This is a genomic window from Fundidesulfovibrio butyratiphilus, from assembly GCF_054657235.1.
In genome coordinates this window covers 498777-524554 of the sequence record NZ_BAAHXA010000002.1, presented here as the reverse complement: position 1 = coordinate 524554, position 25778 = coordinate 498777, and the positions used below count along the sequence as shown (strand labels likewise).

Below are 25778 nucleotides of genomic sequence, written 5' to 3'. Positions count from 1 at the left end.
TTTTCCCGCGTTTCCCCCGGCCTTTTCACCCCGCGCCCGCGCTTTCCACCGTGACCAGGGGCGCGTCCGCAAAATCGAAGCACAGGATACGTATGTGCGGCCCCTTGCCGGCAAAGGCTCGGGCGGCGGCCAGGGCCCGGGCGGCGGTCAGGGTGACGAAGCGACCGCGCACCGACGGATCGTCCATGAGTTCCAGGGCGTGGCGGGCGGTATTGGCCTGGGCCACCCCACGACGCAGGTCCAACGGGGCTCCGGCCAGGGAGGCCAGGTCGGCCAGCAGGGCCGTGTCCGTGGCGCCGGCGTGGGCGTGGGTGTACTCAAGGCCCTGGGCCATCTTGACCAGCTTGCCGAAATAGCATCCCCAGACCAGACGCGTAAAACCCAGCCCGGCGGCCAAACGCAGCGAAAACGCGAAAAAATCCGCCGCCTGCACCAGGGCGAGTTCGGGCAGATCCGGGCAGGCCGCAGCCAGCAGACGCTCGCTGCGCCGGCCCGTGGAAAAGCCCGCCACGGCAAGTCCGGCGGCCCGGGCCACGCGCAGGCCGGAATCGATGGTGGCCTTCCAGGCCGCATGGCTGAACGGCTTGACCACGCCGGCCGTGCCCAGGACGGAAAGCCCCCCCACCACGCCCAGCCGGGGATTGAGCGTGCGCCTGGCCAGGGCCTCGCCGTTTTCTATCTCCACCAGCACGCTGGCCGCGCCCGCGTAGACCCCCTGGCGCAGGGCCTCGCGCGCGCCGGCCACGATCTGGGCCATGGGCGCGGGATTGATGGCCGCCCGCCCCACAGGCACGGGCAGTCCGGGACGGGTCACTCGGCCCACGCCCGATCCGCCGTCCACCGAAACATGCCCGGCCGGGCCTGCCGGGTCCAGACGCACCAGGCAGCTTATGCGCGCGCCGTGGGTGGCGTCGGGGTCGTCGCCCCCGTCCTTGATCACAAAACCGCGCCACCCGCCGTCATCGGGACGCACGCACTCCACGGGAACGCGCAGTCGCCCGCCGCCGGGCAGGGGAACGTCGATCCGCTCGGCCACGGGCAACCCCAGCGCGACCAGCAGCCCGGCCTTGGCCGCGGCCGTGGCCGCCGTGCCCGTGGTGAAACCGTGACGCAGGCAACTCGGGTCGCCCGCGCGGCTCACGACGCGCCCCCGGCGCAGCGCATGGCCTCGACGAAGTTGGCGGCCAAGTCCTGGTTGGAGGCGAAATGCACGTGGGTGTAGGCCCCCAGAGTCCGCCCGGAGAGAAAGCCGTCCGGCGCGGCCATCCCTCCCGCACGCCCGGTGCGGACATAGATCCCCGGCCCCGGGGCGTCCTCGAAAAAGGAGTAGTGGAACTCGTGGCCGCGGGCCACGGTCCCGGCCGGTCCCAGCGGAGTGGGCGCCGTGAAACGCGCCTCGCGATATCCCAGGGCGGCGAAGCGCCGCCCCATGCGCGCGCGAAAGGGAAACACCCCGGCCATGGCGTGGAATGTGCCGGCGCCATCGCGCACGCCCTCCATAAGCAGCATAAATCCCCCGCATTCGGCGTATACCGGCCGCCCCGAGGCGCAAAAGGCGCGCAGGCCCGCGAGCATGCCGGTGTTGGACGCCAGTCGAGCGGCGTGCAACTCGGGATAGCCGCCGGGCAGGTACAGTCCGTCCAGCCGCGCAGGCGGATTCGCGTCGTCCAGGGGGGAAAAAAACACGCTCTCGGCCCCGGCGCGCGCCAGCAGGCGCAAATTTTCCTCGTAGCAAAAGGAAAAAGCCCGGTCCCTGGCCACTCCCAGGCGCACGGCCCCGCCAGCGGGCGGGGCGTCGGACTCCAGTCCCCAGGCGGCCAGCAGGTCCGGGGACAGCAGCGGCGCGGCCGCAAGCACGGCGTCCAGGTCCAGACCGGCCTCGACCCAATCGGCCAGGTTTTCCATGAGACGTTCGGTCTCGGCCAGGTCCTCGGCCGTGACCAGCCCCAGATGGCGCGAGGGCAAGACCACGCCGGGGTCGCGGGGCAGAAGGCCCAAAAGGGGCGGCGCGCCCGGACCGGCCAGGGCCTGAGCCAGGATATCGCGATGGCCCGGTCCGCCCACCTTGTTGCACACCACGCCGACCGTGTTCAGGTCCGGGTCGAAGCGGGCGAATCCCCGGACCAGGGCGGCCACGCTGCGGGCCATGCCCGAGACGTCGACCACGAGGAGCGCTCCGGCTCCCGTGAGCTTGGCCATGTGGGCCGCGCTGCCGCGTTCGTCCGCGCCGTCCAGGCCGTCGAAGAGCCCCATGGCGCCCTCGATCAGGGCCACGTCCGCTCCACGGGCGCCGCGGGCGAAGATCCCCCGGTTGGTCCGGTCGGAAAGCATCCAGGAGTCGAGGTTGGTGCTCACCCGGCCGCAGGCCAAAGCGTGCAGCCCGGGATCGATGAAATCCGGCCCGGTCTTGAAGGGCGCGACCGTAAGCCCCCGGCGAGCCAAGGCGCGCAGCAGGCCCAGGGTGAGGGAAGTCTTGCCCCGCCCGCTGCCGGTGGAGGCGACAAGTAGCGCTTTCGTCATGGCCGGGGATGGTATAGCACTGCCGGAAAAAGGCAATCGCATGGACAAACCCGTTGCGCTCAAGGCCTTTCGCCAGATACCGGGCGTGGGGACCAAGTGCGCCCAGGACCTCTGGGACCTGGGTTGCCGCGACCTGGACGACGTGGCCCGACGCGACCCCCGCGAAATGTACGACGCCCTGTGCGCCCTGGCCGGGACCCGCGTGGACCGCTGCATGCTCTACGTCTTTCGCCTGGCAGCCTTCTACGCCCGCACCGGCCCCGAAGACCGGCCCCCGGAAAAACTCAAGTGGTGGCGCTGGAAAGACGACCCCAGCCAGGACCATGCGTGGCCGCAGGGCGAAGGCTAGGGCGCGTCCCTGAAACGCCCGCATCCGGGAACGTGCAAGAGGAATTGTTTGGAATGCCTCCGGCGGCCCGAGGGGGTGACCCCCTCGGGGCTCCCCGATTGCCTGCGGGATGCTGGTCGGCCGCGCCAGGCCCTGAACAGGCGCGAAGAAAAAAAATAATCAGGGCCTGTTTTCGGCTTCGCCGAAAACAGGCCCTGATTTTTATCACTCTCTTTTCGCGTTCGTCTTTCGTTTCGCCCCGTTTCACCTCTCCCGCTCTCCCTTGCGGGGGTCTGGGGGCGGGCTCCGCCCCCAGCGGGGTCCAGGGGCGGCGCCCCTTTGGCCGCCGGAGGCATTGCAACCCGTGATCGTAAAGGCTCCTCGCGCGGTTTTCAAGAACGCGACACGTGCTGGCCGTTTGCCCCGTCCCGCTCCGCGCTGCCCGGCCCTTCCCCGCTCTGCACGGCCCACAGCCCGGCGTACACGCCCTCTTCGTCCAGGAGCTCCTCGTGGGTCCCGCGTTCCACGATGACCCCGTCCACCAACACGACGATTTCGTCGCTGTGGCGAATGGTGGAAAGCCGGTGGGCCACGGCCAGGGTCATGCGCCCCCGGCGCAGCCCCAGGAGATTCGTTTGAATGAGCTCCTCGGTGCGGGTGTCCACGGCCGAGGTGGCCTCGTCCAGGATCAGGATGGCCGGATCGCGCAGCACGGCCCGGGCCAGGGAGATGCGCTGGCGCTGTCCGCCCGAGAGCTTGACCCCGCCTTCGCCCACGGGCGTGTCGAAACCGTGCGGCAACTCGCGGATGAACTCCCACGCACCGGCCACCTCGGCGGCCTGGCGCAGGGCGTCGTCCGGGGCCTGGGGACTGCCCAGGCGAATGTTGTCGGCCACCGTGCCCGAAAAGAGAAAGGCGTCCTGCGAGACGTAGCCCATGTGGCGGCGCAGGCTTTGCAGGGTGTAGTCGCCCAGGGGACGCCCGTTGAGCAGGATCGCCCCGGATGCCGGCTCCACATGGCGCAGGAGCAGCTTGACCAGGGTGGACTTGCCCGCGCCCGTGGGCCCGACCACGCCCAGCACCCGGCCCCGCCGCAGACGCAGGCTCACGCCGTTGATGACGGCCGGACGGTCCGGGTAGGCGAAACGCACGTCGTCGAAGTCCACCCGCTCGGGGCGCTCTTCCAGGGACATGGCGTCCGGCTTGTCGTCGATGCGGGGAGCGAGGTCCAAAAGGGCCGTAATGCGTCCGGCCGCCGCTTCGGAGCGCTGCACCTGATTGATGAGCATGCCCATGACGAAGAGCGGCAGCACCAGGCGCATGGCCAGGAGCACGAAGGTGGCGTAGTCGCCGAGCGTCGGGCCCAGGCCTTCGAGGGTGAGCCACCCCCCGCCGGCGATAAGCAGGGCGTAGGCCACGCCGGCCACGGCGTACAGGGTCGGGATGAAACGCGCCCTGGCCTTGGTCGCCGCGATGGCCTCGTCCCGGTAGTCGGCCGAGCGGTCGCGCACCAGCCTGGCCTGTTCAGCCTCGGCGGTGAAGGCCTGAATGACCCCCATGCCGCGCAGGTTGTTGTCGATCACGGCCGACACCTGGCCCACGGCCTCGCGCGCGGCCCGGTACCGGGGGCGCACCTTGGTGGCGAAGTGGCGCACCGCGGCCACGGCCACGGGCATGGGCGCGAGCAGCAGCAGGGCGAGCCGCCAGTCCAGCCAGAAGAGCACGCCGAAGGTGCCGGCGAAGGTCACCACCAGGCGCACCAGGCTGGTGGTGGCGTCGGCCAGGAAATTTTCCATGGTGTCCACGTCCGAAGAGACCACGGAGAGCAGGTCCCCGGCCTGGCGGTCCTCGAAGAAGCGCATGTCCTGACGTTGCAGGTGTTCGTACAGGGTCACGCGCAGGTCGTGGCGCACCTGCTGGGCTATGTTGTCGAGCTGGTAGTCGCTCACGGTCTGAAACAGCGCCAAGAGCAGAAACGACACCAGCACGGCCAAGCCGTAGTACAGGAGGGTGCGCCAGGAGGTCAGGCCCCCGTGTTGGGCGGCGGTTATGGCGTCCACCACCCGGCCCACCAGCACCATGGGGGCCAGGTCGCAGGCCCGGGCCAGCACGTTGGCCCCCGCGCCCAGCAGGAACCGCCGGCCGTACGGACGCACGAAGGGGATGAGACGGACGAGCCGCCAGGAATGGTTGAGTGGCATCCGCGCGGTCTATCCCAAACCGGTTGCCGCGTCACCCGGCGGCGAATCCGGTCAATGGGGGGGCGGACGCCGCTCCCACAGACGGGATCGAGGAGACAAAAGAGCGCCTTGCCGGATGCCCCGCATGCGACAACCGGTCATGCTGAAACGCGATGCGGACGTTGCCCCGGAGGCTGAGGGGAGCGGGGTCGATCGTCGCGGCGCGTTGCGGGCATGGTCGCTCGCGAAGCGTAAGGCGCGACGTTTTCTTCCGGCCGCTTCCGTTTTACGCCGCTTGCGCGTCTTCGCTGTCCATCTCCCTGCGGGACTTGACGAAAAACCACGCCACCACGCCAAACGTCACGGCGGGCGAGAGCCAGTGGGGAATGTGCATGTCGAAAGCGTCGAGCACCATGATCCAGCCCAGGAAGAAGATCGAGTACATGGCCCCGTTCTTGAGGTAGCGATACTTCTTGATGCGCTCGACGTTTCGCACCGTGAGTTCGCGCACCACAAAGGCCCCCAGGCCGTTGCCCAGAAGGATCAGCGGCACCGACAGGGTGAAGGCGAAGGCCCCCAGCACGCCGTCGATGGAGAAGGTGGCGTCGATGATTTCCAGGTAAAAGATCTTGGCCAGGTCCGACTTGTGGGAATGCATGAGCTCGCGTTCGCTCTGCTCGGCGTTCTGCTTGAAGCCGTGGGTGATGAAAAAGGCCGTGGACCCCACCACGGCGCCAAAGGCCACCATCTCGCCCTTTTTCATGGCGAACCACACCAGGACGGTCAAGAGCACCGAAACCACGGCGTAGAACCACACGCCCTGACGCATGAAAAAGCGTTCGCCCGGCAGACCGAAGTTTTTGTCTTCGAGAAACAGCCAGTGGCAAAAAAGAAAAAGCAGAAACACACCGCCGCCCATGAGCAGAATGGGAGACGAGGCGTCCACCGCAGCCATCACCCGGGGATCGCTGGAAAAGGTGGCGGTCAGGGCTTCCATGGGGCCGACCCCCGGCGTCACCACCCAGACGATGAGCCAGGGCAACAGGCCGCGCACCGCGAACACCGCGATGAGAATGCCCCAGATAAGGAACCAACGCCGGTATTTTTTCCCCATGGTGGAGAGCACTTCGGCGTTGATGATGGCGTTGTCGATGGAGCTTATGGTCTCGAAGAGGCACAGTCCGGCCACGGTGAAGGCTGCGGAAAGAATGGTCATGGTCTGCAGGTGTTGGCTAGGGTTTTTCCAGGCGCGGCCGGGCGCGGGGAGCGCGGGATCTCGCGGTCGCGGGACGCCGTGTTTTCGCCCTGTCGCGGGTTGCGCCCTTGTGGCGGAAGTCCCGCCGCGCCGGCCCGGTTCACAACGCGACGGACCCCGAATCGAGCAGGATCTTCACCCCGATGGCGATGAGCACCAGCCCGCCCAGTATTTCGGCATAGCGGCTCACCACCGCCACCCGGCCCGCCAAGGCCCCCAGATGCAACCCGCAGGCCGTAATGAGCGCGCAGACGAGCCCGATGACCAGGGCGGGAGTCCAGATGGGCGTTCCAAGCACGGAAAACGTGAGCCCCACGGCCAGGGCGTCGATGCTGGTGGCCACGGCCAGGAGCAAAAGGGCCAGGCCGCGAGTGGGATCTTTGGTCGCGCAGGCTTCCTCGTCCTTGTGAAAGGCCTCCCAGAGCATCTTGGCCCCCACCAGGGCCAGCAGGCCGAAGGCGGTCCACCCTGTGTAGCGCTCCACAAAGGGGCGCACGGCGAGTCCCAGGACAAAGCCCGCCACGGGCATTCCGCCCTGGAAGAGTCCGAAGGCTCCGGCCATGCGCAGGGTGTGGCCCGAACGCACCTTGGGCAGGCACACGCCCGTGGCCAGGGCCACGGCGAAGGCGTCCATGGCCAGGGCCACGGCCAGAGCCAGAAGAGTGGGAAAAGGCATAACGCTGTGTCCTCGATGGGTTGACGTCGGGCATCCAGGAAGCTCGGTACGACAGATTCGCAAAAACCAAAATGATTATTGCCGGGCCTTTTTCTCGCGCCGCAGTGGAGGCCGGTCCGGGCGGGCGCGAAAGACCGCGTCTTGGCCAGGAGGAAAAGCGGGGGCTACCAGCCCGCCCAAAAAGTCTATTCTTGCAGCCTGTTCAAAAAACGTGCTGGCAAGGCGCGAGAAAAAGCCAAACCCGAAGCGGAGTTGGCATCCGTTGAGGGGTTGAGCGTTTTGCAGCAACGCAGCCAGCAAGAATTTTGCAACAGGCTGCTACGGGTCGTGGAAGGCGCGGGGCGAGGGGAGCGAGCACGCGCGAAACAAGCCGGGCGGATCGTCGTCCGGTCCGCCCGGCTCGGGAGTCGGCCGGGCGCGGGACACGGAAGCGGGCTATTTGTGGGGGCCCAGCCAGGACAGCAGGTTGAAGGGCGTGTACCCGTTGTCGGGGTCTTCGGCGTACCGGCAGCCCAGGGGGGAGTCCGGTTCCTTGTGCCGAATGGATTCGCCCGACCCGGCGAAGAAGGAGCAGTCGTTGTTGTTGCACACGAGAATAAGGCCCCAGCCGGACTCGGGCGGTCCCACCCAGGGGGAGAGCTGCACCCCGCAGTGGGGGCAGAAGCGGGTTTCAAGCGTCATGGTTGTCTCCTTAGGGGAAAAAAACATCGCCGGACACCGTCCGGCGCTCAGCAACAAGTAGCCACGTCCGGCCCGTCGTCAAGGGCCGCATATCGATGACGCGAACGCGCCCGGGCCGAAAGCCGCCGGTCCGGGCGCGGGAAAGGGAGTCGCTGTCGCTACAGGCTGATGGGATGCACGTTGTCGCGCACCCAGTAGACCAGATTGTACTTTTTGGTAAACAGATCCACCATGGACGAAAGCACGGACTTGTCCACTTCCTGAATGCGGATGAACACCTTGCGATAGCCTTCCTCGGCGGTGTCGTAGGAGGTCAGCACCGAGAGCACCCGGGCTCCGTAGTCCTTGAGGTCGTCGAAGACGCGCTTGAGCGTGCCGGGGACGTTTGGCATGTTGAAGGCCAACTGCACGCCGCCCTCGGTGGCGCCGGTGATGTGCACGAGCACCTTGAAGACGTCGGAATTGGTGATGATGCCCACCACCTTGTTTTCGTCGTCCACCACGGGCATGCCGCCGAAATTGTGGTTCATCATGAGGATGGCGGCCTTTTCCACGGTCTCGTTCGGCTTCACCGAGATCGGGTTTTTGGTCATGATGTCCTTGATCTTGATTTCGGAGAGCAGATAGTAGAGTTCGTGCATGTCCAGGGAGGTGGCCTTGGAAGGCGAAGCCTCCTTGAGGTCGCGATCCGAGACGATACCCACGAGCTTGCCCGACTCGTCCACCACGGGCAGGCGGCCGAACTTCCGCTCCCGCATGATCTTGGACGCCTTCATCATGGAAGTATCGGGCCTGACGGTCACCACGTCTTTCGTCATCCATTCCCGAACGAGCATAGGCTTCTCTCCTTGGGTTGTCCCTGGCGTAGCTGGCCGTTGAAAAAGTCGATTCGCGCAGCCTGTTCAAAAAACGCGCCGGCGAGGCGCGAAAGAAAGTCAAGCCCGAAGCGTATCGCCAATACGCGAAGGTTTGATTTTCGTGAAGCCACGCGGCCCGCGGGGATTTTTCCGCGGGCCGCGCAGGAAAGCACCGTAACAAAAGCCCCCGCCCGAGGGCAATGACCAGTCGCCCCCGGAACGGATGCGATCAGTTCCCGGAAGTCGGGACCAGGCCGGGGAATTGTTCGCGCAGGATGTCGAACAGGCGCTTGGCCACCAGGGCGTTGGCCTGGTCGTCGAAGTGGCACTCGTCGGTGAAGCGTTTTTCCTTTTCCCCGTGAAAGCAGTCCAGCAGGGAGACGTACGCCGCGCCGTGTTTCCGCGCTTTTTCCCACTCGGCGAACCTGGTCTCGGCCTGGCAGAAAAAGTAGTCCTTCGACCCCATTTCATTGTCCACGCTCTGGTGCTCCCGGCACAGCGCGGGCTTGAAGTCCCGGTACGGCTGGAGGCACGCCAGGTATTTTATGCCGAAGGCCTGGCAGATGGTGGCCATTTTTTCGACGGTCGACAGATAGTTGTCGAGCGCGCCCTGAATCCGGTCCGGCAGGGTCGCGTCCAGTTCCGGGCGGATGAGCGGATAATACGACGCCGCCGTCTGGTTCATGTGCTTGGTCTGCTCCGCGCCCAGGTTGTCCCAGCGCATGGGGGGCCAGCCGACCCGGCCGTTGTAGTACATGATGTGCTGGATGTCGTTGTACCCGTCGAACGAGATGACCAGATCCGGTTTTTCGTCCAGCAGGTCCTGCACCAGGACGGCCAGTTCCTGGTTGGAAATAAAGGACAGCGTGGAGGCGTTGATGTAGGCGGTGGGCACGCCGGCGTCCTGAAACAGCCGGGCGAGCCGGGCGATTATGGCGTCCTCGTTGGTGGTGCCCTGAAACGCGACCGATCCGCCGACGATGGCTATGCGAAATTCGCGCTTTTCGGCGGCAAGTTCCGGGGAGCGCTGTCCAAGCGAGTTGGTGACGATGTGCACCGGCCCGGTCCGCGACTGCGCGTCCACCGAGGCCATGGCCTTGAACCCGCAATACGGATGCACTTTCCGGTAGTCGAAGTCGTCCAGGCTCATGGTCTTGGCGTCGCCGGCCGTCTGGTTTTCCACGGCTTTTGATTCGGACAACTGTTTGAGGAACTGACTCGTCCGTTTCTTGTAGACGTGGACTTCGTAAGAATGCAGGTACACGGCCGACAAACCGGCGACAAGGCCGGCCAGCACCACGACGATGATGCCGTAATACAGTATTTTTTTCATGCTCCACACACCGCCTTGCGCGTGTTGCCTCCCGGCGAACCGGCTTTCGCCGGCCGCCGGGCGTTCGTTCACAATTCGTCGGGCTGGCGTATCCCATGCCCCTTCTCCCCGCAAAACATTTTTGGCGGCCGCCGCCCGGCGCCGCCGCCGGCCTTTCGCCCCTGCCGAGCCCTTCGCCGGACCTTGATCGACGGGCCGCCTCGGAGTAGAGTTCCCACGGGGAGTGGTGCGACCCGCGCCCGACCTCCTCGATCCTTTCGTCCATCAGCCAAGGAGAATGCCCCCGCCGGGGCGAACCGTTCTATGGTCAAGCCCGTTCCTTTGCCCGTGCACACGTTGCGCGCCGTCTGTCCGCCCGAATCCATCCCCTACGCCGACAGCCGGGAGATTCCCGCGGGCGAGGTTTCCACCGCGGCCTTTCAGCCCCGGGCCATCTCGGCCCTGGAGTTGGGGCTCTCCCTTTCCGGGCGCGAATACAACGTCTTCCTGGCCGGCGACCCGTATCTGGGCCGCACCTATTTTCTGCAGGGATTCCTGAGCCCCGTGGCCGCCAAGAGCCCCACCCCGCCGGACTGGATCTACACCTACAACTTCGAGGACGAAGACCGTCCCAGGGCCATCCGTCTTCCCTCGGGCCAGGGACGCCGCCTCAAGACCGACCTGGCCAAGGCCGTCTCGGCCGTGCGCGAGGAGATTCCCTCGCGCTTCGAGCAGGAAGCCTACGTGAGCAAGCGCCAGACGCTGGCCCGCTCGTTCCAGTCCGCCCGGGAGGACCTGTTCTCCGAGATGGAGTCCCTGGCCTCGCGCAAGGGCTTCAGCCTGGAAATGGACGACTCCGGCGCGCTGACCCTCTATCCCCTGCTGGAAGGCAAGGTGGTCAGCGACGAGGAGTACGAACGCATGGACCCCGAGGTGCGCAAGCGCCTGAAATCCCAGGGCGACACCGTGATGAACGACCTGGGCGGCTCGCTGCGCAAGCTCTCCCTGGAGGACCGGGCCTACAAGGAACGCGAAAAGAAACTCGACCAGGAGACCGTGGCCGAAGTGGTGGACTGGCACCTGGCCGGCCTGCTGCGCGACTTCATGTCCCACAAGGAGGTCGAGGATTTCCTGCGCTCGGTGCGTCAGGACATCATCGAGAACTTCGAGGGTTTTCTCGTCAAGGACCCCCAGCCCGCCGGACAGCATCCCGGCCTGGACCAGGGCCTGACCGCCGACGACCTGGAAGCCCGTTACGAGGTCAACCTCTTCGTGGACAACTCGCGCACCGTGGGTGCGCCCGTGGTGGTGGAAGACCACCCCACCCACCACAACCTGCTGGGGTGCGTGGAGCGCGAGTCCGACTACGGCGCGCTCTACACCGACCACACCCTGATCAAGGCCGGCTCGCTCCAGCGCGCGCTCGGCGGCTACCTCGTGTTGCGCATCGACGACCTGGTGCACGGCGGCATGGCCTGGGAAGGCCTGTTGCGCGCCCTGCGCTCGGGCCTGTGCAAGATCGAGGACCCCTCGGACGGCGAACAGACCCGCACCCGCACCATAGAACCCGAGCCCCTGCCGCTTACGGCCAAAGTCATCCTGGTGGGCAGCGACGAGGCTTACGAAATTCTGCTCTACGGGGACGAACGGTTCCAGAAGCTCTTCAAGCTCAAGGCCCACCTTCAGGACTACATTCCGCGCACGCCCGAAAACCAGGCCCGCTACCTGCCCCTTCTGGGCCGCATCATCGCCCAGGCCCAGCTCAAGCCTTTCGACCGCCAGGCCCTGGCCCTGCTCGTCGAACAGGCCTCGGCCCTGTGCGAGGACCAGGAGCGCCTCACCCTGCGCCTGCCCCTGCTGCGCGAACTCATGATCGAAGCCTCGGCCCTGGCCGGGCTCAAGGGCCGCACGGTGGTGGACGGGGACGTGCTGCGCCAGGCGCGCGACGCGCGGTTCTTCCGGGCCAACCTGCTCGAAGAGGAATACCTGGTCGAATACGACCGCGAAATCATCCGCGTGGCCACCTCCGGCGAAGCCGTGGGCCTGGCCAACGGGCTTTCCGTGCGCATGTACGGCGATTTCGCCTTCGGGCTGCCCCATCAGATCGCCTGCACCGTGGGCGTGGGCCACGGCGGCATCATGGACCTGGAGCGCGAGGCCGAACTGGGCGGTCCCATCCATACCAAGGGCATGATGATCCTCAAGAGCTACCTCATCAACCAGTTCGCCCAGGACAAACCCGTGGTGCTCACCGGCAGCCTGTGTTTCGAGCAAAGCTATGCCGAGGTGGAGGGCGATTCGGCCTCGGGCGCGGAACTGGCCGCCCTGCTTTCCGCCCTGTCGGGACGGGCCATCAGCCTTTCCTACGCCTTCACCGGGGCGGTGAGTTCGTCCGGAGCCATCCTGGCCGTGGGCGGGGTGAACCAGAAGATCGAAGGCTTCTTCGAGGTCTGCCGCCGCCGGGGCCTGACCGGCGACCAGGGGGTGCTCATCCCGGCGGATAACGTGGTCAGCCTCATGCTCAAGGAAGAAGTGGTCCAGGCCGTGGCCGAGGGAAAGTTTTCCATCCACCCGATCCGAACCATCGAAGAGGCCATGGAAATCCTCACCGGCCTGCCCGCCGGCCAACGCGCACCGGAAGGAACCTACCCGGAAGGGTCGCTGTTCCGGCTGGTGGACGAGCGCGTGGCCTGTCTGGCCAGGCTCGCCGCCAAATGGGGCGGCGGGCGCAACCCCCTAAGCTGCGAGTCATGACGCCCATGTCCAAAGTCTGGATTCGAGAAAAAATGCCGGAGTTCGCCCGCGACCTGTTGCGGGACTTTTGCCTGTCCGTGGACATCCTGGAAGCCCAGTTCATCAACTTCGACGACAATTCCAAGGTGTCGTTCGAGGTCTTTCGCGACCTCCTGGGCGTGGAGATGAACAAGGGGCTGCTCTGGAGACTCAAGGACACCGCCCACCACCTGTTTCAAAACGACGGCAAGCAGGAGCTCACGGGACAGTTTCTCGAATGGAGCCTGGGCTACATCTTCCACGAGACCATGAAGCTCAAGGAAGACGCCTACCAGCAGCAGAACTACGGTCCCTGGTTCACCGAACTGCTCGACCGCGAACTGCCCGAACGCGAACACATCATCTCGCGCGAACTCTTCCAGATGCTCTTGCAGACCAACGAGTCCATCCGGCGCGAGGTGGCCCGGGTGCGTTTTTTCATCGTGCAATGCCGCAAGCTCTTCATCGAATACCTCCGCGACCAGAGGGAAAACGCCCTGCTGGGGCGTCTGCTTTTCGACCATGAAGAACTCATGCGCAAGACCTTCGGAGCCGACTACGACGACCTGCAGCTTTCCATATACGGCCGCCATCCCGAGATGCTCTTCGTCATGGCTTCCCAGAGCCTGCGCCAGGGCGGCTGGATGACCCATGCCCAGGAAGCCGCAGACCGGGCCGCGGCCATGGCTCCGGACAATCCTCGAGTCTTGCGGGAAAAACAAATCGTTGATACCTGGCAAATAAAGGTCAAGTCCTGATGGCCCCCGCCATCCCCTTCGTCCGTCTGCGCCGTTTCGCCAGTCCCCCTTTTTTTCCCCCCAGCCCAAGGAGGATTCTAAAAATATGAGCCTTATGCACTTGAACCGCACCACGCCTCGCCTGCGCCTGGAAAACAGAACCAAGCCCGAACTCTATCGCGAGGCGTTTCCCTATACGAAAATCAGTCGGGTGGCCTTCGACGACACGTTCATCCTGCCCCGCCCGGCCGATCCCATGTTCCTCACGGACACCACCTTCCGCGACGGACAGCAGGCCCGCCCCCCCTACACCGCCAAGCAGATCGCCCACATCTTCTCGCTTCTGCACAAGTTGGGCGGGCATTCGGGCCTCATCCGGGCCAGCGAGTTCTTTCTCTACTCCGACAAGGACCGCCAGGCCGTGGAAGCCTGCCAGGCCATGGACTACAAGTACCCCGAAATCACCGGCTGGATCCGGGCGAACAAGGCCGACCTCAAGCTGGTCAAGAGCATGGGCCTCAAAGAGACCGGCATGCTCACCTCGGTGTCGGACTACCACACCTATCTCAAGCTCGGAAAAGACCGCAAAACGGCCATGAACGACTACCTGGCCGTGGTGGCCCAGGCCCTGGAGTGGGGCATCATCCCCCGCTGCCACTTCGAGGACGTGACCCGGGCCGACATCTACGGCTTCTGCCTGCCCTTCGCCCAGAAGCTCATGGAGCTCTCCAAGGACGCCGGACTGCCGGTGAAGATCCGTTTGTGCGACACCATGGGCTACGGCGTGCCCTATCCCGGCGCGGCCCTGCCCCGGTCCGTGGCCAGGCTGGTGCGCGCCTTCACCGACGAGGCCGAAGTCCCCGGGCACTGGCTGGAGTGGCACGGCCACAACGATTTTCACAAGGTGCTGGTCAACGGGGCCACGGCCTGGCTTTCCGGTTGCAGCGGCGTCAACGGCACGCTGCTGGGATTCGGCGAGCGCACGGGCAACGCCCCCATCGAGGCCATGGTCATCGAGTACGTCTCCCTGACCGGCGAGGACGACGCGGCCAACACGCCGGTCATCACCGAAATTGCGAGCTATTTCGAAAAAGAGCTCGACTACGTGATTCCGCCCAACTACCCCTTCGCCGGACGCGACTTCAACGCCACCAGCGCGGGCATCCACGTGGACGGCCTGGCCAAGAACGAGGAAATCTACAACATCTTCGACACCCAGAAGATCCTGGCCCGCCCGGTGCCCATCATCATCACCGACAAGACCGGCAAGGCCGGCGTGAGCTACTGGATCAACAACAATCTGGGCCTGGACGAAGAGCATTCCGTGGACAAGCGCCATCCGGCCGTGGACAAGATCTACGCCCGTATCATGGAAGCCTACGAAGCCGGACGCAACACCTCCTTCTCCAACCAGGAGATGCGGGCCCTGGTGAAACGCTACATGCCCGAACTCTTCGCCTCGGAGTTCGACCACCTCAAGAAGCTGGCCCACACCATGGCTTCTCAACTCATTCTCAAGCTCTCCGAAGAGGACTGCGTGCGGGCCATCCAGGCCGATCTGGCCTCCGGCTGCATGGAGCGTTTCCTGTCGGAATACCCGTTCATCCAGTTCCTCTACCTGGTGGACAAGACCGGGCGCCTGGTGTGCAGCCACGTGGGCGACCCCATCGACCGGCCCAAGTTCGCCCCCATGGTGCCGGGCGTGAACCTGTCCGACCGGGAATGGTTCATCAACCCCATGCGCAACGGTCGACTGCACATCACGGACTTCTACCGGTCCACCTTCACGGGCAAGCTCTGCCTCACCGTGGCCGTGCCCGTGGCCAACGAGCGCGACGAAATAACCGGCGTGCTCGGCGCCGACATCCGCTTCGAGGAGCTCATCAAACGCCAAAGCGACCTGGAGCATGACCGCGGTCCTCAAAAACTGGCTTAACCGGCCCTTTGTCCTGCCCCTGACCTGCATCATCTGCATCCTGTTGGGGGCGGCGGCCGGATTCGCCCACTACGAGGCCGACACCCAGGGAGAACCCGTGGGGTACTTCCAGGGCTTGTGGTGGGCCATGGTCACCCTCACCACCGTGGGCTACGGCGATTTCGCCCCCAAGACCCTGCCCGGACGCGTGCTGGGCATGGTGGTGATGGGTTCGGGCATCGGTCTGGTATCCACCCTCAGCGGCGCCATGGCCTCCTGGCTCATGGAACGGCGCCTGAAAAAACGGCGGGGACTCGTCAACCTCATGAACGAAGGCCACATCATCCTGCTCGGCTGGAACGCCCACGGCCCAACCCTGGTGCAGAGCCTGACCCGTATTTCCGGCTTCGCCCAAGCCCGGTTCGTGCTCGTGGGCGACATGGAGCCCGCCCGGTTCGAAGACATGGCCGCCGGACTGGGCCTGGCCGACCGCATGGACTTCGTGCGCGGACTGGCTTCGCAAAAAGCCGTGCTCAAACGGGCCAATCCGGCGGCGGCCAAGCTGGCCTACATTCTCTCCTCGGGGGGACTCTCCCCCGAGGAGGCCGACAACCAGGCCGTGCTGGCCGCCCTGACCTTCCGCAGCCTGACCCAGACCGTGCCCTTGTACGCCGAAGCCGCCCTGGAACAAAACCGCGAACACCTCTGGCGGGCCGGCGTCACCCAGGCCGTGGGCCGGGAGGAGCTGGCCGGGCTCACTCTGGGCTTCATGGCCGCCCACCCGGTGATGCACGACATGCTCCAGGCCCTGCTCACCGGCTCCGGCCAGGGATTTCCCCGCTTTCGCCCCCTGAGCGCCGAGGACAAGGCCAAAAGTTTCAAGGACGTGGTGCGCCAAAGCCTGGAACGCGGCGGCGACCTGCCCATCGCCGTGTGCCGTATGCCCCGCGAAATCACCCTGCACGACCTGCTCGACACCACCCAGGCCCTCGACCAGTTCGTGCTCGACCTCTTTCGCAACGCCGGACGCGACACCACCCTGGGCAACCAAGGGCCCAAGGTGGTGCTCAATCCCGGCCCCAACGTCAAATTGGCCGATTTCGACGGCGTCATCAGCCTGCCCAGCCCCCAATGAACGACATCCGCTGGAACACCATCGCCCTGTTCGAGGGCCTGAGCGAGGACGAACTGGCCCTGGCGCGCCCCCTCTTCGACAAGCAAAGCGTGGACAAGGGTCAGGTGGTGGTGGCCGAAGGCGACAAGGGATCGGAAATGTTCGTGCTGGTTTCCGGCAAGGTGCGCGTGGTCAAGTCCATGCTGCTCAGCGGCATCGACATTCCGGCCCTCACCGGGCAGGACCCGCGCAAGGTGCTGGTGGTGCTCACCGGCGAAACCCACCCCATGTTCGGCGAAATGGCCCTCATCGACTCGGACACCCGGTCCGCTTCGGTGGAGACCCTGGAGCCCTCGGTGTTTCTCAAGACCGACCGCGAACGCTTCTTCGGCCTGATCGAACGCGAACCGAAGCTGGGATGCAAGCTGCTCCTGCGCATCGCCTCCCGCATGTCCGCCGTGGTGCGCTCCACCAATCACGAGGTGGTCAAGCTCACCACCGCCCTGGCGCTGATTCTTTCGGGCGCGGGGCAACGCGGCGCATGAGCCCGGCCCTGCCCACCCACCAGGACCTGGCCCGCGCCGCCAAGGTCACCGTCACCACCATCAAGAGTTATCGCCGAAAGTTCCCCGAATTTTTTCCCGTGGCCAGCCAGGGCAAACCCCTGCGCTTCGAGCCCGGAGCCGTGAAGACCGCCTTGGCCGTGAGCCGCCATTTCCGAACCGGACTCAGCGTGGACGCCGTGCGCACCAAACTCGTGGAGGAGTTCGGACCGCCGGCCGGCCCGCGCCTCCCCGAAACCGACGCCCCCGCGCCACCGCCCCAGGCCTCGGACCCCCTGGCCCGCATCGAAACCCTCATGAACGGGCTGTTCTCCCTGCAAAACCGCACCCACTCGCTGATGGCCGAACTCGTCGCCAAGCTGGACACCCTGGCCGACCGGCTCGGACCGCCCCGGGACGCTCCGGCCCCGGCGCCACCGCCTGCCGGTCCGCATCCCCCCGTCGACATGCTCGCCCTGCCCGTGGTCATCCAGGGCGCGAGCGGCCAATACCTGGGCGTCACCACCAAGGCGGGAACGCCCTTTTCCCTGGACCAGTTCGAAGGCTACCTGCGCCGACGCGCCCGGAACCTGGGGTGCCCGGCCTCGTCCTGGGCCTTTCGCCGGGGGTCCTGGGTGCTCGCCCTGACCGGACCGGGCCAAGCCCACGAACACCACTTCCGTCTGGCCCACACCCCGCGCGGCAATACCGTGGCCCTGTTCCACCAACTCGTGGTCGGGGGCAAGGTGGTGTCCGAAGCCTTTTTGCAGACCTTTCTGCGCCAAGTGAAGGAAACCTTTGATGGTTGATCCCATGCTCACCGCCTCGGACCTGGACAAGGAAGAACGCAAACGCTGCGGCGAAGGCCTGGTCCGAACGCTGCACGTCCTGTTCGACCGCCTGCGCCTGGAGCTCGAACGCGAAGACCTCCAAACCGCCCAGGGCACGGCCCGCGCCCTGGCCGCGGACCTGGCCCGCCTGGACGAACTGGTCTCAGGCGACGTTCCCCCGCCGGCGCCGACGCTTCCTCCCCTTCCCGAATCACCCGACGCCCTGGCCATGCAGGCCTTTCGCCGAAAGGCTTGCGCCGCCTTCGAGCATTTCTCCCGCCGCCTGGACGCCCTGAAATCCGGCCCCTGGCGCTCGCGCGTGGACACGGACATCCGCCGGGCCGTGTCGCGCCAGCGGTTTCGCCACGGCCTGGCCCTGGCGGGAGTCGCCCTGATCGCCGGGCTCTGGTTCTGGAGCCAACAGTCCAGAATCCACGCCCAGGAACTCCAGGTGAACCAGGCCAAGGCCCAGACCGCCATGAACACCCTCAAGTTTTTGAGCCTGGCCGCCTGGCAGGCCCAGAACACCTCCGGCAAGACGCTCAACGAACTGGTGCGCGACATGAACGTCGACTGCGCCGGCATCGACATCAACGCCAGCCTTCCCAACTCCCCCTGCCGCGAGGACTGGGTCTTCAACCGCGAAGCGCTGTTCACCCGGTTCATCCCCCCGCCGGGGGAGACCAAGCACGCCCCCGGCGAGATCTATTTCGACCCCTGGGGCGGCCCCTACCTCGTGCTGATCCAACCTGGGCGGCTTCCGCGCATTGCCTGCGCCGGTCCGAGCGGACGCCTGGGCGACCCCGGAAACCTGAGCGTGGACGTTCCCTACTGGCCTGTCGGAACAGACGCCCCGAACAAAGCGGACACAAAGACGGGAGGCGAAGAGGCAAGGCCCTGAGAGCGAGCCTGGGCCCGGGCTCCCGCGATATCGACGCAGCGGCCCCGCCGGGCGACGCCAACAAAGCGTCCGCGCAGCCTGCCGAATACTCCGGGCTGGCCGCGTCCTTGCGCAAAACCCAGCCCCGCAGCCATGCGGGCACCGCTTCGGGCTTGATTTTTTACGCCTTGCCAGCGCGTTTTTTTGAACGGACTGCGGGAAGGAACTTTTCAACGGTCTCGTGACAGGCGACGCCGGCCGCGCGGCGCCAAAGACAACGGCCTTTATTTCCCCTTCTGTCCGCACAGCCAGACAAAATTCTCCAACACCCCGAGTACCTGTCCGCACAGCCCGCCGCCCGCCGCACCCGACCCCGGCGGGGGGCCGAACAGCGTGAGACGGGCCTCGGCCAGCCCCCGCTGGGGCACGGCCTGGGGGTCCACCCGCCACAAGGTCAGCGCCAGGCGTTCGGCCAACAGATAGCCGGACAGACCTTTGGCCAGCAGGTCCGCGTTCCGGGCAAAACCCCGGGCCTGCGCGCGCCAGTAGTCCAGGGCCTGTGGCCCCGGCGTCTGACGGCGGGCGTGGTCCAGCATGGCCAGCAACCCGGAGATCTGCGCCCCGGGCAATCCCTGTCGCCAGCCCAGCAGCCAGGGCTCGCGCCAGGTGAGCAGACCGTGTTCGATGCCCAGGCGGGCCGTGTCCAGCATGGCGTCCATGGCCCGTTCGAGCGCCGGATCGTTCCAGGCGGGATCGCCTCGGCCCATGGCCCAGTCCGGGGCCGGAGAATCCGGAACGCGGGCCAACCCCGCCAACTCGGCCAGGATATGCCCCAACCAGGCGTTGGCCTGGGGAGAGGCCGGAGTTTCCAGGTGGGCGTGGGAAAGCACGTATCGGCCCCGTCCGTGGCGTCCGGCCACGATGCAGGGATCGCCCTCGGAAAACGACGGGGCCAGGCGCACCCCGTAGAGGGCCTCCCAGTCCTCCAGGGTTTCTCCCGGCACCATGGCCAGGGGGATGTCGGCCATAAAGAAATCCGGTCCCGGCTTGCCGTAGCGGGCCACCACCTCCACAGGGCCCTGGTCGGGGGCGCGCGTTCCTTTCGGCCCGCCCCGGCGCGCTCCCTCGCGATTGCCCGGTCCTGGCGCGTCTTGAGGAAAAAAACGGGCCGGCCACCACACCGGGGCCAAGGGCGCGTCGTCGAGCTCGCGGGGCACGTAGACGCTTTCCGGGTCGGGTGTGAGATGCACCCCGCCGCTGGCGAAGTGTTGCAGGCGGGTGGCGAAAGGCGCGCGCGTCCAGGGACAAAGCCCCAGCCCCCCGGGCACCGTGAGGCCCAGGCCGGCCCCGCCGCAGATGCCCAGGTAGGCCCCGCCCGAGGCCACGTACTCGCGCACCGCGGCCAGGCCGGCCCGTCCCAGGCTTGCCCCCTTGCGGCTGGCGAACCCGCCCGGAACAAGCAGACAGGCGGGCCGTTGCTCCGCAAGCGCGCCGGCGCGCACCTGTCGGGCGCTCACCAGACGCCAGGGCAGGTCCCAGGCCGACAGCGCCCGGGCCAGAAGCACGCCCCAGAGGTGGGATTCGTCCCAGAGCAGATGTAGCATTCCCATCCCTACCCCCGAAGGCGGTAAGATGACAACGGCCGGGAAAAGCAGTATGGGCACGGAGTTTGTCTTTGGGCCGCTCGCCGGGCGGCCACTTCCCAAGGAGTCTTCCCCATGTCCGAAACCACCCTGGCCAAGGGCTACGAACCGGCCGAGGTCGAAGCGCGCTGGACCGACTTCTGGCGTGAAACCGGAGCGGGCACCGCCGACCCGAATGCTCCGGGCGAGCCCTACAGCATCGTCATTCCCCCACCCAACGTCACCGGGGCCCTGCACATGGGCCACGCCCTGAACCTCACTCTGCAAGACATTCTCTGCCGCCACATGCGCCAAATGGGTCGCAAGGTCCTGTGGGTGCCCGGCACCGACCACGCGGGCATCGCCACCCAGAACGTGGTGGAGCGCAAGCTGGCCGGCGAAGGGGTGTCGCGTCACGACATCGGGCGCGAAAAATTCATCGAGCGCGTATGGGAGTGGCGGGCCGAATACGGCGGACGCATCCTCAGCCAAATCCGGCGCATGGGCGCTTCGGTGGACTGGACCCGCGAACGCTTCACCATGGATGAGGGCCTGTCGCGCGCCGTGCGCGAAGTCTTCGTGCGCCTCTACGACGAAGGCCTCATCTACAAGGGCGACTACATCATCAACTGGTGTCCCCGTTGCCAGACCGCCCTGGCCGACCTGGAAGTGGAGCACAGCGCCAAGCAGGGCGCGCTCTACCACATACGCTACCCGCTTGCCGACGGCAGCGGCGAAGTGATCGTGGCCACCACCCGGCCCGAAACCATGCTGGGCGACACGGCCGTGGCCGTGCACCCGGAGGACGAACGCTACGCCGGCCTGGTGGGCAAGTCCGTGACCCTGCCGCTGGCCGGACGCACCATCCCGATCATTGCCGACGCCTACGTGGACCGCGAATTCGGCACCGGCTGCCTCAAGGTGACCCCGGCCCACGACATGAACGACTTCGAACTGGGCCGCCGCCACAACCTGCCGGTGATGAAAGTCATGGACGGCCAGGGCCTCATGAACGAGCTGGCCGGTCCGGCCTACCAGGGCCTCACCCGCGAGGAGTGCCGCAAGAAGGTGGTGGCCGATCTCGAAGCCGGCGGCTTTCTGGTGCGCAAGGAAGACCACGAGCACAACGTGGGCGAATGCTACCGTTGCAAGACCGTGGTGGAGCCCTACGTCTCGCCCCAGTGGTTCGTGAAGGCCGGCCCCCTGGCGGCCGTGGCCCGCAAGGCCGTGGAAGACGGTCGCACGGTCATCTACCCCGAGCACTGGACCACCACCTATTACCACTGGCTGGACAACATCCGCGACTGGTGCATCTCGCGCCAGATCTGGTGGGGGCACCGCATTCCGGCCTGGACCTGCCAGGCGTGCGGCAAGCTCATCGTGTCCAAGACCGACCCGGACCGCTGCCCCTGCGGCGGCGAACTCGTCCAGGACCCGGACGTGCTCGACACCTGGTTCTCGTCCGCGCTGTGGCCCTTCTCCACCCTGGGCTGGCCGGACAAAACCCCGGAACTGGCCACGTTCTATCCCACCTCGGTGCTGGTCACGGGTTTCGACATCCTGTTCTTCTGGGTGGCCCGAATGATGATGATGGGCCTGCATTTCATGGACGAGGTCCCCTTCCGCCATGTGTACATCCACGCCCTGGTGCGCGACGGCGAAGGCAAAAAAATGAGCAAATCCACGGGCAACGCCATCGACCCCGTGGAAATCATCGGCAAATACGGCACCGACGCCCTGCGCTTCACCCTGACCGCCTTCGCCGCCATGGGCCGCGACATCAAGCTGGCCGAGGAGCGCATCGAGGGATACCGCCACTTCGTCAACAAGCTCTGGAACGCCGCCCGGTTCAGCCTCATGAACCTGCCCGAGCAGGGCAGGCCCCAGGCCGACCTCACGGGCGAGCTGCCCCTGCATCACGCCTGGATCCTCACCCGTCTCGAAGAGATGAAGGAAGAAACCGCCAAGGCCGTTGAGGAATACCGCTTCAACGACGTGGCCCAGGGCCTGTACTCCTTCCTGTGGCTGGAGTTTTGCGACTGGTATCTGGAGATGGTCAAACCGGACATCTCCTCGGACGATCCCCGCACGCGCGACGTGGCCCAGACCTGCCTGTGGACCGTGCTCTCCGAGCTTCTGGTGCTGCTGCACCCGGTGATCCCCTTCGTCACCCAGGAAATCTGGAGCAACCTGCCCGGCCACGACGAAAAAGACATCTCTCGCGCTCTCTATCCCGAAGCCCGCCCCCACCACCGCCATCCCGACGCCAAGCGCCGCATGGCCCTTTTGCAGGACGTGGTGGTCAGCGTGCGCAACATCCGGTCGGAGCTGTCCATCAATCCGGGCTACAAGCTGGAATGCCTGGTGCGCACCTCCTCGGCGGAAGACCTGGCCGTGCTCAAGGAGAGCGCCGGGCTCATCGCCGTGCTGGCCAAGCTGGCCGGATTCACCGCCGGCCCGGACGTCACCGCGCCCAAGGCTTCCGCCAGCGCGGCCGCGGGCGGCAACGCCGTGTTCGTGCCCCTGGCCGGCGCCGTGGACTTCGACGCCGAACTGGCGCGGCTGAACAAGGAACTGACCAAGACCTCGAAAGAAGCCCAGATCGTGGCCCGCAAACTGGCCAACGAGGACTTCACCAGCAAGGCCCCGGCCGAGGTGGTGGCCAAGGAGCGCGAAAAAGACCAGACCCTGCGCGACAAGGTGGCCAAGCTCGAAGAGCTCAAGACCAGAATCGAAAGCCTCAAGGGATAATCCCGGCCTTTGGCCGTCAAAAAGCCCGGATCGTCGGACGGTCCGGGCTTTTTGACGTTTCGGGGTCTCTCCCCTTGACCCGTCGGCTTCGGCGTGACATTTGTATGTGCAAGCAAACAACCCCGAACGCCATGACCACCACGCAAACCCTGCTCGACCACTGCCTGTTCTTCACTTCCACCGCCCTGGCCCGCACCCTGTCGCGCCTGGCGGAGCAGGTGTTCGCGCCCACCGGGCTCTCCCCCTCGCACGCTTTTTTGCTCATGCTGGTCATCGAAAACCCCGGCATCACCCCGAGCGACCTGGCCGGGCGATTGCACCTGGCCCAGTCCACGGTGACGCGTTTCGTGGACCAGTTGGTGCGCAAGGGCTTGGTGGAGCGCAAGGCCTCGGGACGGTCCGCGCTCATAAGCCCCACCCGGGCCGGGTGCGATCTGTCGCCCGTGTTGTCCAGGGTGTGGCGCGAACTCTACGCCCGCTACAGCGCGACGCTGGGAGAGGACCGGGGCGTGTCCCTGACCAAGGCCGTACGCCAGGCCTGCCGGGACCTGGACGAAAGTTGACCCGGGTCGCGGCTCCGCCCGATTGAAATTTGCGTGTACAAGCAAACGTCGCGGCCGAAATCATCCGCGCAAACCGCAAGGAGCGTCCCGCATGAACATCGTCGATCTCGGTCCCATCAGTTCGCTCTATCCGTCGCTCGCCACCATTGTCGGGTCCATGGCCGACGGCAAACCCAACTTCATGGCCGTGGCCCACGTGGGCATCATGAACCACGGCCAGCCGCAGTACATTTCCGTGGGCATCAACAAGATGCACCACACCCACAAGGCCATCCAGGCCACGGGCGAATTCAGCGTGAACATCCCCGGCGAGGACCTCATGGTCAAGACCGACTACGTGGGCCTGGTCACCGGGCGCAAGACCGACAAGTCCGGCGTGTTCGACGTGACTTTCGGCGAGCTGGCGAACGCCCCTCTGGTGCGCGAATGCCCGGTCTGCCTGGAATGCCGCGTGCATACCGTGATCGACTTCCCGGAACACAGCGTTTTCGTGGGCGAAATCATCCACACCCGAGCGCACGAGGACGTGCTCAACGAAAAAGGCAAGATCGACATCGCCAAGGTCAAACCCCTGCTCTTCGCCATGGGCACCGTGGCCTACTACGGCCTGGGTCCCAAGCTCGGCAAGGCCTGGGGATCGGGCAAGGCGCTGGTGAAAAAGACGGACGAGACCGCAAGTTAGCGGAACGAAGAAACCGGGGAAAAGCGGGGCCGCGCGCCCCGCATCCCGCCAGAGACGCGGATTTCCCCTGCCGCCCGTCTGCGAAACGGAGCCGAAAAGCCGCAAGCCGGACGCGCGCGTTCGCGTCAACGCAGGCCCAGTTGCGCCCGTTGGCGCGGGGTCATGGGTTGGAGATACTCCATGAGCGCCTCCGGCCCCAGGATGTCGAGACTCTGGCGCAAGACCCTGAGCTCCATGTCGGTGAAGGGGGCGGGAACGTTCATTTCGTTCGCCCGGGGGGCGCCGGCCGGCCGAGGCCCGGAATCGTCCAAGGCGCGCGACGCGGCGAAACTCCGTAGCCGCATTTTCCCTGGCAATTCCCCGTGCTTGTTACCGCTTCGTCTCCAAATACCGCCCCAGGCGTTCCAAGCCCAATTCGATGCTTTCCATGTCGCCGGCGTAGGAAAAGCGCAAATATCCTTCCCCACCGGGGCCGAAGTCCACGCCGGGTGTCACGCCCACCAGGGCGTTTTCCAGGATGTCCTTGGCCAGAGCCAGGCTGTCGTGGCTCAAGTGTTTGACGTTGGCCATCACGTAGAAGGCCCCGGTCGGCTCCACGGCCACGCCCAACCCCAGGCGCTTGAGTCCGGTGATGAGGCGCGTGCGGCGTTTGGCGTATTCTGCGGTCATGGCGTCCACTTCGGCCTGGCACTGGGTCAAGGCGGCCAGCCCGGCCCATTGGGCCACGGACCCGGCGCAAATAAACAGGTTTTGCTGCATGCGCCGCATGGCCGGCAGGTAGCGTTCGGGCACCACCACCCAGCCCAACCGCCAACCGGTCATGGCCCACAGTTTGGAGAAGCCGTTCAGGACGAACGCCTGGTCCGTGAACTCCAGCACGCTTCGGGCCCGGCCTTCGTAGGCCAGGCCGTGATAGATCTCGTCGCTGACCAGCACGGTGTCCAATCCGCTGAAGGCTTCCAGGTGCTCGGCGGGAATCACCATGCCCGAGGGATTGGACGGGGAATTGAGCATCACGGCCCGCGCGCGGGCGGCCAGTTCCGGGGTCAGGGTGCGCGGGGTGAACTGGAAACCGTCCGCCTCCTCGGTGGCCACGCGCTCCACCCGCCCGCCGGCCAGGAGCACGAAATTGGGATAGCAGGCGTAGTGCGGGTCCGTGAGCAGCACGGTGTCGCCCTGATGCAACAGGGCGTGAAACGTGAGCAGCATGGCCGGAGAAGTGCCCGACGTGACGATGATGCGATCCGGGTGCAGGTCCACCCCGTACCCCGCCCGGTAGTGCTCGCAGATGGCCTCGCGCAGGGCCGGCATGCCCTGGGAATGCGTGTAATGGGTCTGGCCGTCGCGGATGGCCTTGATGGCGGCCTCCTTGACCGGCTCGGGCGTGTCGAAACCGGGCTCGCCCAATTCGAGATGGGCGACGCGCTTGCCCTGGCGCTCCAGGGCTCCGGCGCGTTCGAGAATGTCCATGGCCAGAAACGAAGTGATCCGTTGCGTGAGGGGATTGGGCATGTCGGACTCCGGGAAGGATGCGAATACGGAAAGGCGCTGCGGGGCCGAG

At 66.1% G+C, this 25778-nt stretch carries 22 protein-coding genes; 11 read left to right on the top strand and 11 right to left on the bottom strand.

Annotated elements, in window-relative coordinates:
• Positions 1–25: 25 nt before the first annotated feature.
• Complete coding sequence (gene cbiD / locus ACYQ01_RS13355) at positions 26–1141, bottom strand: cobalt-precorrin-5B (C(1))-methyltransferase CbiD (protein ID WP_459934353.1); 1116 nt, start codon at positions 1139–1141, stop codon at positions 26–28.
• Positions 1138–2520: a cobyrinic acid a,c-diamide synthase CobB gene (locus ACYQ01_RS13350; RefSeq protein WP_459934352.1), complete on the bottom strand. Its 1383-nt coding sequence runs from the start codon at positions 2518–2520 to the stop codon at positions 1138–1140. Before ACYQ01_RS13350 ends, cbiD begins: the two co-directional genes overlap by 4 nt.
• Before the next feature lie 40 nt (positions 2521–2560).
• On the opposite strand from ACYQ01_RS13350, the gene ACYQ01_RS13345 reads away from it, so the two are divergent.
• A complete protein-coding gene (locus ACYQ01_RS13345) occupies positions 2561–2869 on the top strand; it encodes a helix-hairpin-helix domain-containing protein (RefSeq protein ID WP_459934351.1) in 309 nt (102 codons plus the stop codon).
• Between the two features lie 371 nt (positions 2870–3240).
• On the opposite strand, the gene ACYQ01_RS13340 is transcribed toward ACYQ01_RS13345, so the two are convergent.
• From ACYQ01_RS13340 to ACYQ01_RS13315, 6 genes are all read right to left on the bottom strand, one after another.
• Positions 3241–5049: an ABC transporter ATP-binding protein gene (locus ACYQ01_RS13340; protein ID WP_459934350.1), complete on the bottom strand. Its 1809-nt coding sequence runs from the start codon at positions 5047–5049 to the stop codon at positions 3241–3243.
• Between the two features lie 265 nt (positions 5050–5314).
• The gene (locus tag ACYQ01_RS13335; RefSeq protein ID WP_459934349.1) at positions 5315–6244 is read right to left on the bottom strand and encodes a DUF475 domain-containing protein; all 930 of its coding nucleotides are present in this window, start codon (positions 6242–6244) and stop codon (positions 5315–5317) included.
• 139 nt (positions 6245–6383) lie between these two features.
• A complete protein-coding gene (locus ACYQ01_RS13330) occupies positions 6384–6959 on the bottom strand; it encodes a manganese efflux pump MntP (protein WP_459934348.1) in 576 nt (191 codons plus the stop codon).
• Positions 6960–7394: 435 nt separating this feature from the next.
• Positions 7395–7640, bottom strand: coding sequence for a hypothetical protein (locus ACYQ01_RS13325; protein WP_459934347.1), 246 nt, complete (start codon positions 7638–7640; stop codon positions 7395–7397).
• A gap of 158 nt (positions 7641–7798) precedes the next feature.
• Positions 7799–8476 (bottom strand): CBS and ACT domain-containing protein, encoded by a 678-nt coding sequence (locus ACYQ01_RS13320; RefSeq protein WP_459934346.1) that lies wholly within the window; start codon positions 8474–8476, stop codon positions 7799–7801.
• 250 nt (positions 8477–8726) lie between these two features.
• Positions 8727–9830, bottom strand: coding sequence for an SGNH/GDSL hydrolase family protein (locus ACYQ01_RS13315; RefSeq protein WP_459934345.1), 1104 nt, complete (start codon positions 9828–9830; stop codon positions 8727–8729).
• Positions 9831–10133: 303 nt separating this feature from the next.
• On the opposite strand from ACYQ01_RS13315, the gene ACYQ01_RS13310 reads away from it, so the two are divergent.
• The 7 genes from ACYQ01_RS13310 (at position 10134) to ACYQ01_RS13280 (ending at position 18620) form a co-directional block, all read left to right on the top strand.
• Positions 10134–12563 carry a Lon protease family protein gene (locus ACYQ01_RS13310; protein ID WP_459934344.1) on the top strand — a complete coding sequence of 810 codons (2430 nt, stop codon included), beginning with the start codon at positions 10134–10136 and terminating at the stop codon, positions 12561–12563.
• 5 nt (positions 12564–12568) lie between these two features.
• Complete coding sequence (locus tag ACYQ01_RS13305) at positions 12569–13339, top strand: hypothetical protein (RefSeq protein WP_459934343.1); 771 nt, start codon at positions 12569–12571, stop codon at positions 13337–13339.
• Between the two features lie 85 nt (positions 13340–13424).
• Positions 13425–15254, top strand: coding sequence for a cache domain-containing protein (locus ACYQ01_RS13300; RefSeq protein ID WP_459934342.1), 1830 nt, complete (start codon positions 13425–13427; stop codon positions 15252–15254).
• Positions 15226–16368, top strand: a complete 1143-nt coding sequence (locus tag ACYQ01_RS13295; RefSeq protein WP_459934341.1) for a potassium channel family protein — start codon at positions 15226–15228, stop codon at positions 16366–16368. The genes ACYQ01_RS13300 and ACYQ01_RS13295 overlap by 29 nt, the downstream gene beginning before the upstream one ends.
• Positions 16365–16892 (top strand): Crp/Fnr family transcriptional regulator, encoded by a 528-nt coding sequence (locus ACYQ01_RS13290; RefSeq protein ID WP_459934340.1) that lies wholly within the window; start codon positions 16365–16367, stop codon positions 16890–16892. Before ACYQ01_RS13295 ends, ACYQ01_RS13290 begins: the two co-directional genes overlap by 4 nt.
• On the top strand, positions 16889–17698 hold the full coding sequence (locus ACYQ01_RS13285) for a hypothetical protein (protein ID WP_459934339.1): 810 nt from the start codon (positions 16889–16891) through the stop codon (positions 17696–17698). The genes ACYQ01_RS13290 and ACYQ01_RS13285 overlap by 4 nt, the downstream gene beginning before the upstream one ends.
• Positions 17691–18620, top strand: a complete 930-nt coding sequence (locus ACYQ01_RS13280; RefSeq protein ID WP_459934338.1) for a hypothetical protein — start codon at positions 17691–17693, stop codon at positions 18618–18620. The genes ACYQ01_RS13285 and ACYQ01_RS13280 overlap by 8 nt, the downstream gene beginning before the upstream one ends.
• A gap of 263 nt (positions 18621–18883) precedes the next feature.
• Here the strand turns inward: ACYQ01_RS13280 and ACYQ01_RS13275 are convergent, their stop codons facing one another.
• The gene (locus ACYQ01_RS13275) at positions 18884–20209 is read right to left on the bottom strand and encodes a biotin--protein ligase (RefSeq protein ID WP_459934337.1); all 1326 of its coding nucleotides are present in this window, start codon (positions 20207–20209) and stop codon (positions 18884–18886) included.
• Between the two features lie 108 nt (positions 20210–20317).
• Here ACYQ01_RS13275 and ACYQ01_RS13270 point away from each other — a divergent pair, with 108 nt between their 5' ends.
• The 3 genes from ACYQ01_RS13270 (at position 20318) to ACYQ01_RS13260 (ending at position 24217) form a co-directional block, all read left to right on the top strand.
• On the top strand, positions 20318–22972 hold the full coding sequence (locus ACYQ01_RS13270; RefSeq protein ID WP_459934336.1) for a valine--tRNA ligase: 2655 nt from the start codon (positions 20318–20320) through the stop codon (positions 22970–22972).
• Positions 22973–23076: 104 nt separating this feature from the next.
• Positions 23077–23535: a MarR family winged helix-turn-helix transcriptional regulator gene (locus ACYQ01_RS13265; RefSeq protein ID WP_459934335.1), complete on the top strand. Its 459-nt coding sequence runs from the start codon at positions 23077–23079 to the stop codon at positions 23533–23535.
• Positions 23536–23626: 91 nt separating this feature from the next.
• Entirely contained in the window at positions 23627–24217 is a 591-nt protein-coding gene (locus ACYQ01_RS13260; RefSeq protein WP_459934334.1) for a flavin reductase family protein, read from the top strand.
• Between the two features lie 125 nt (positions 24218–24342).
• Here ACYQ01_RS13260 and ACYQ01_RS13255 read toward each other — a convergent pair whose 3' ends face one another.
• Both ACYQ01_RS13255 and ACYQ01_RS13250 read right to left on the bottom strand, forming a co-directional pair.
• The gene (locus ACYQ01_RS13255; protein ID WP_459934333.1) at positions 24343–24480 is read right to left on the bottom strand and encodes a hypothetical protein; all 138 of its coding nucleotides are present in this window, start codon (positions 24478–24480) and stop codon (positions 24343–24345) included.
• A 106-nt stretch (positions 24481–24586) separates the two neighbouring features.
• Entirely contained in the window at positions 24587–25729 is a 1143-nt protein-coding gene (locus tag ACYQ01_RS13250; protein ID WP_459934332.1) for a pyridoxal phosphate-dependent aminotransferase, read from the bottom strand.
• Positions 25730–25778 lie beyond the last annotated feature (49 nt).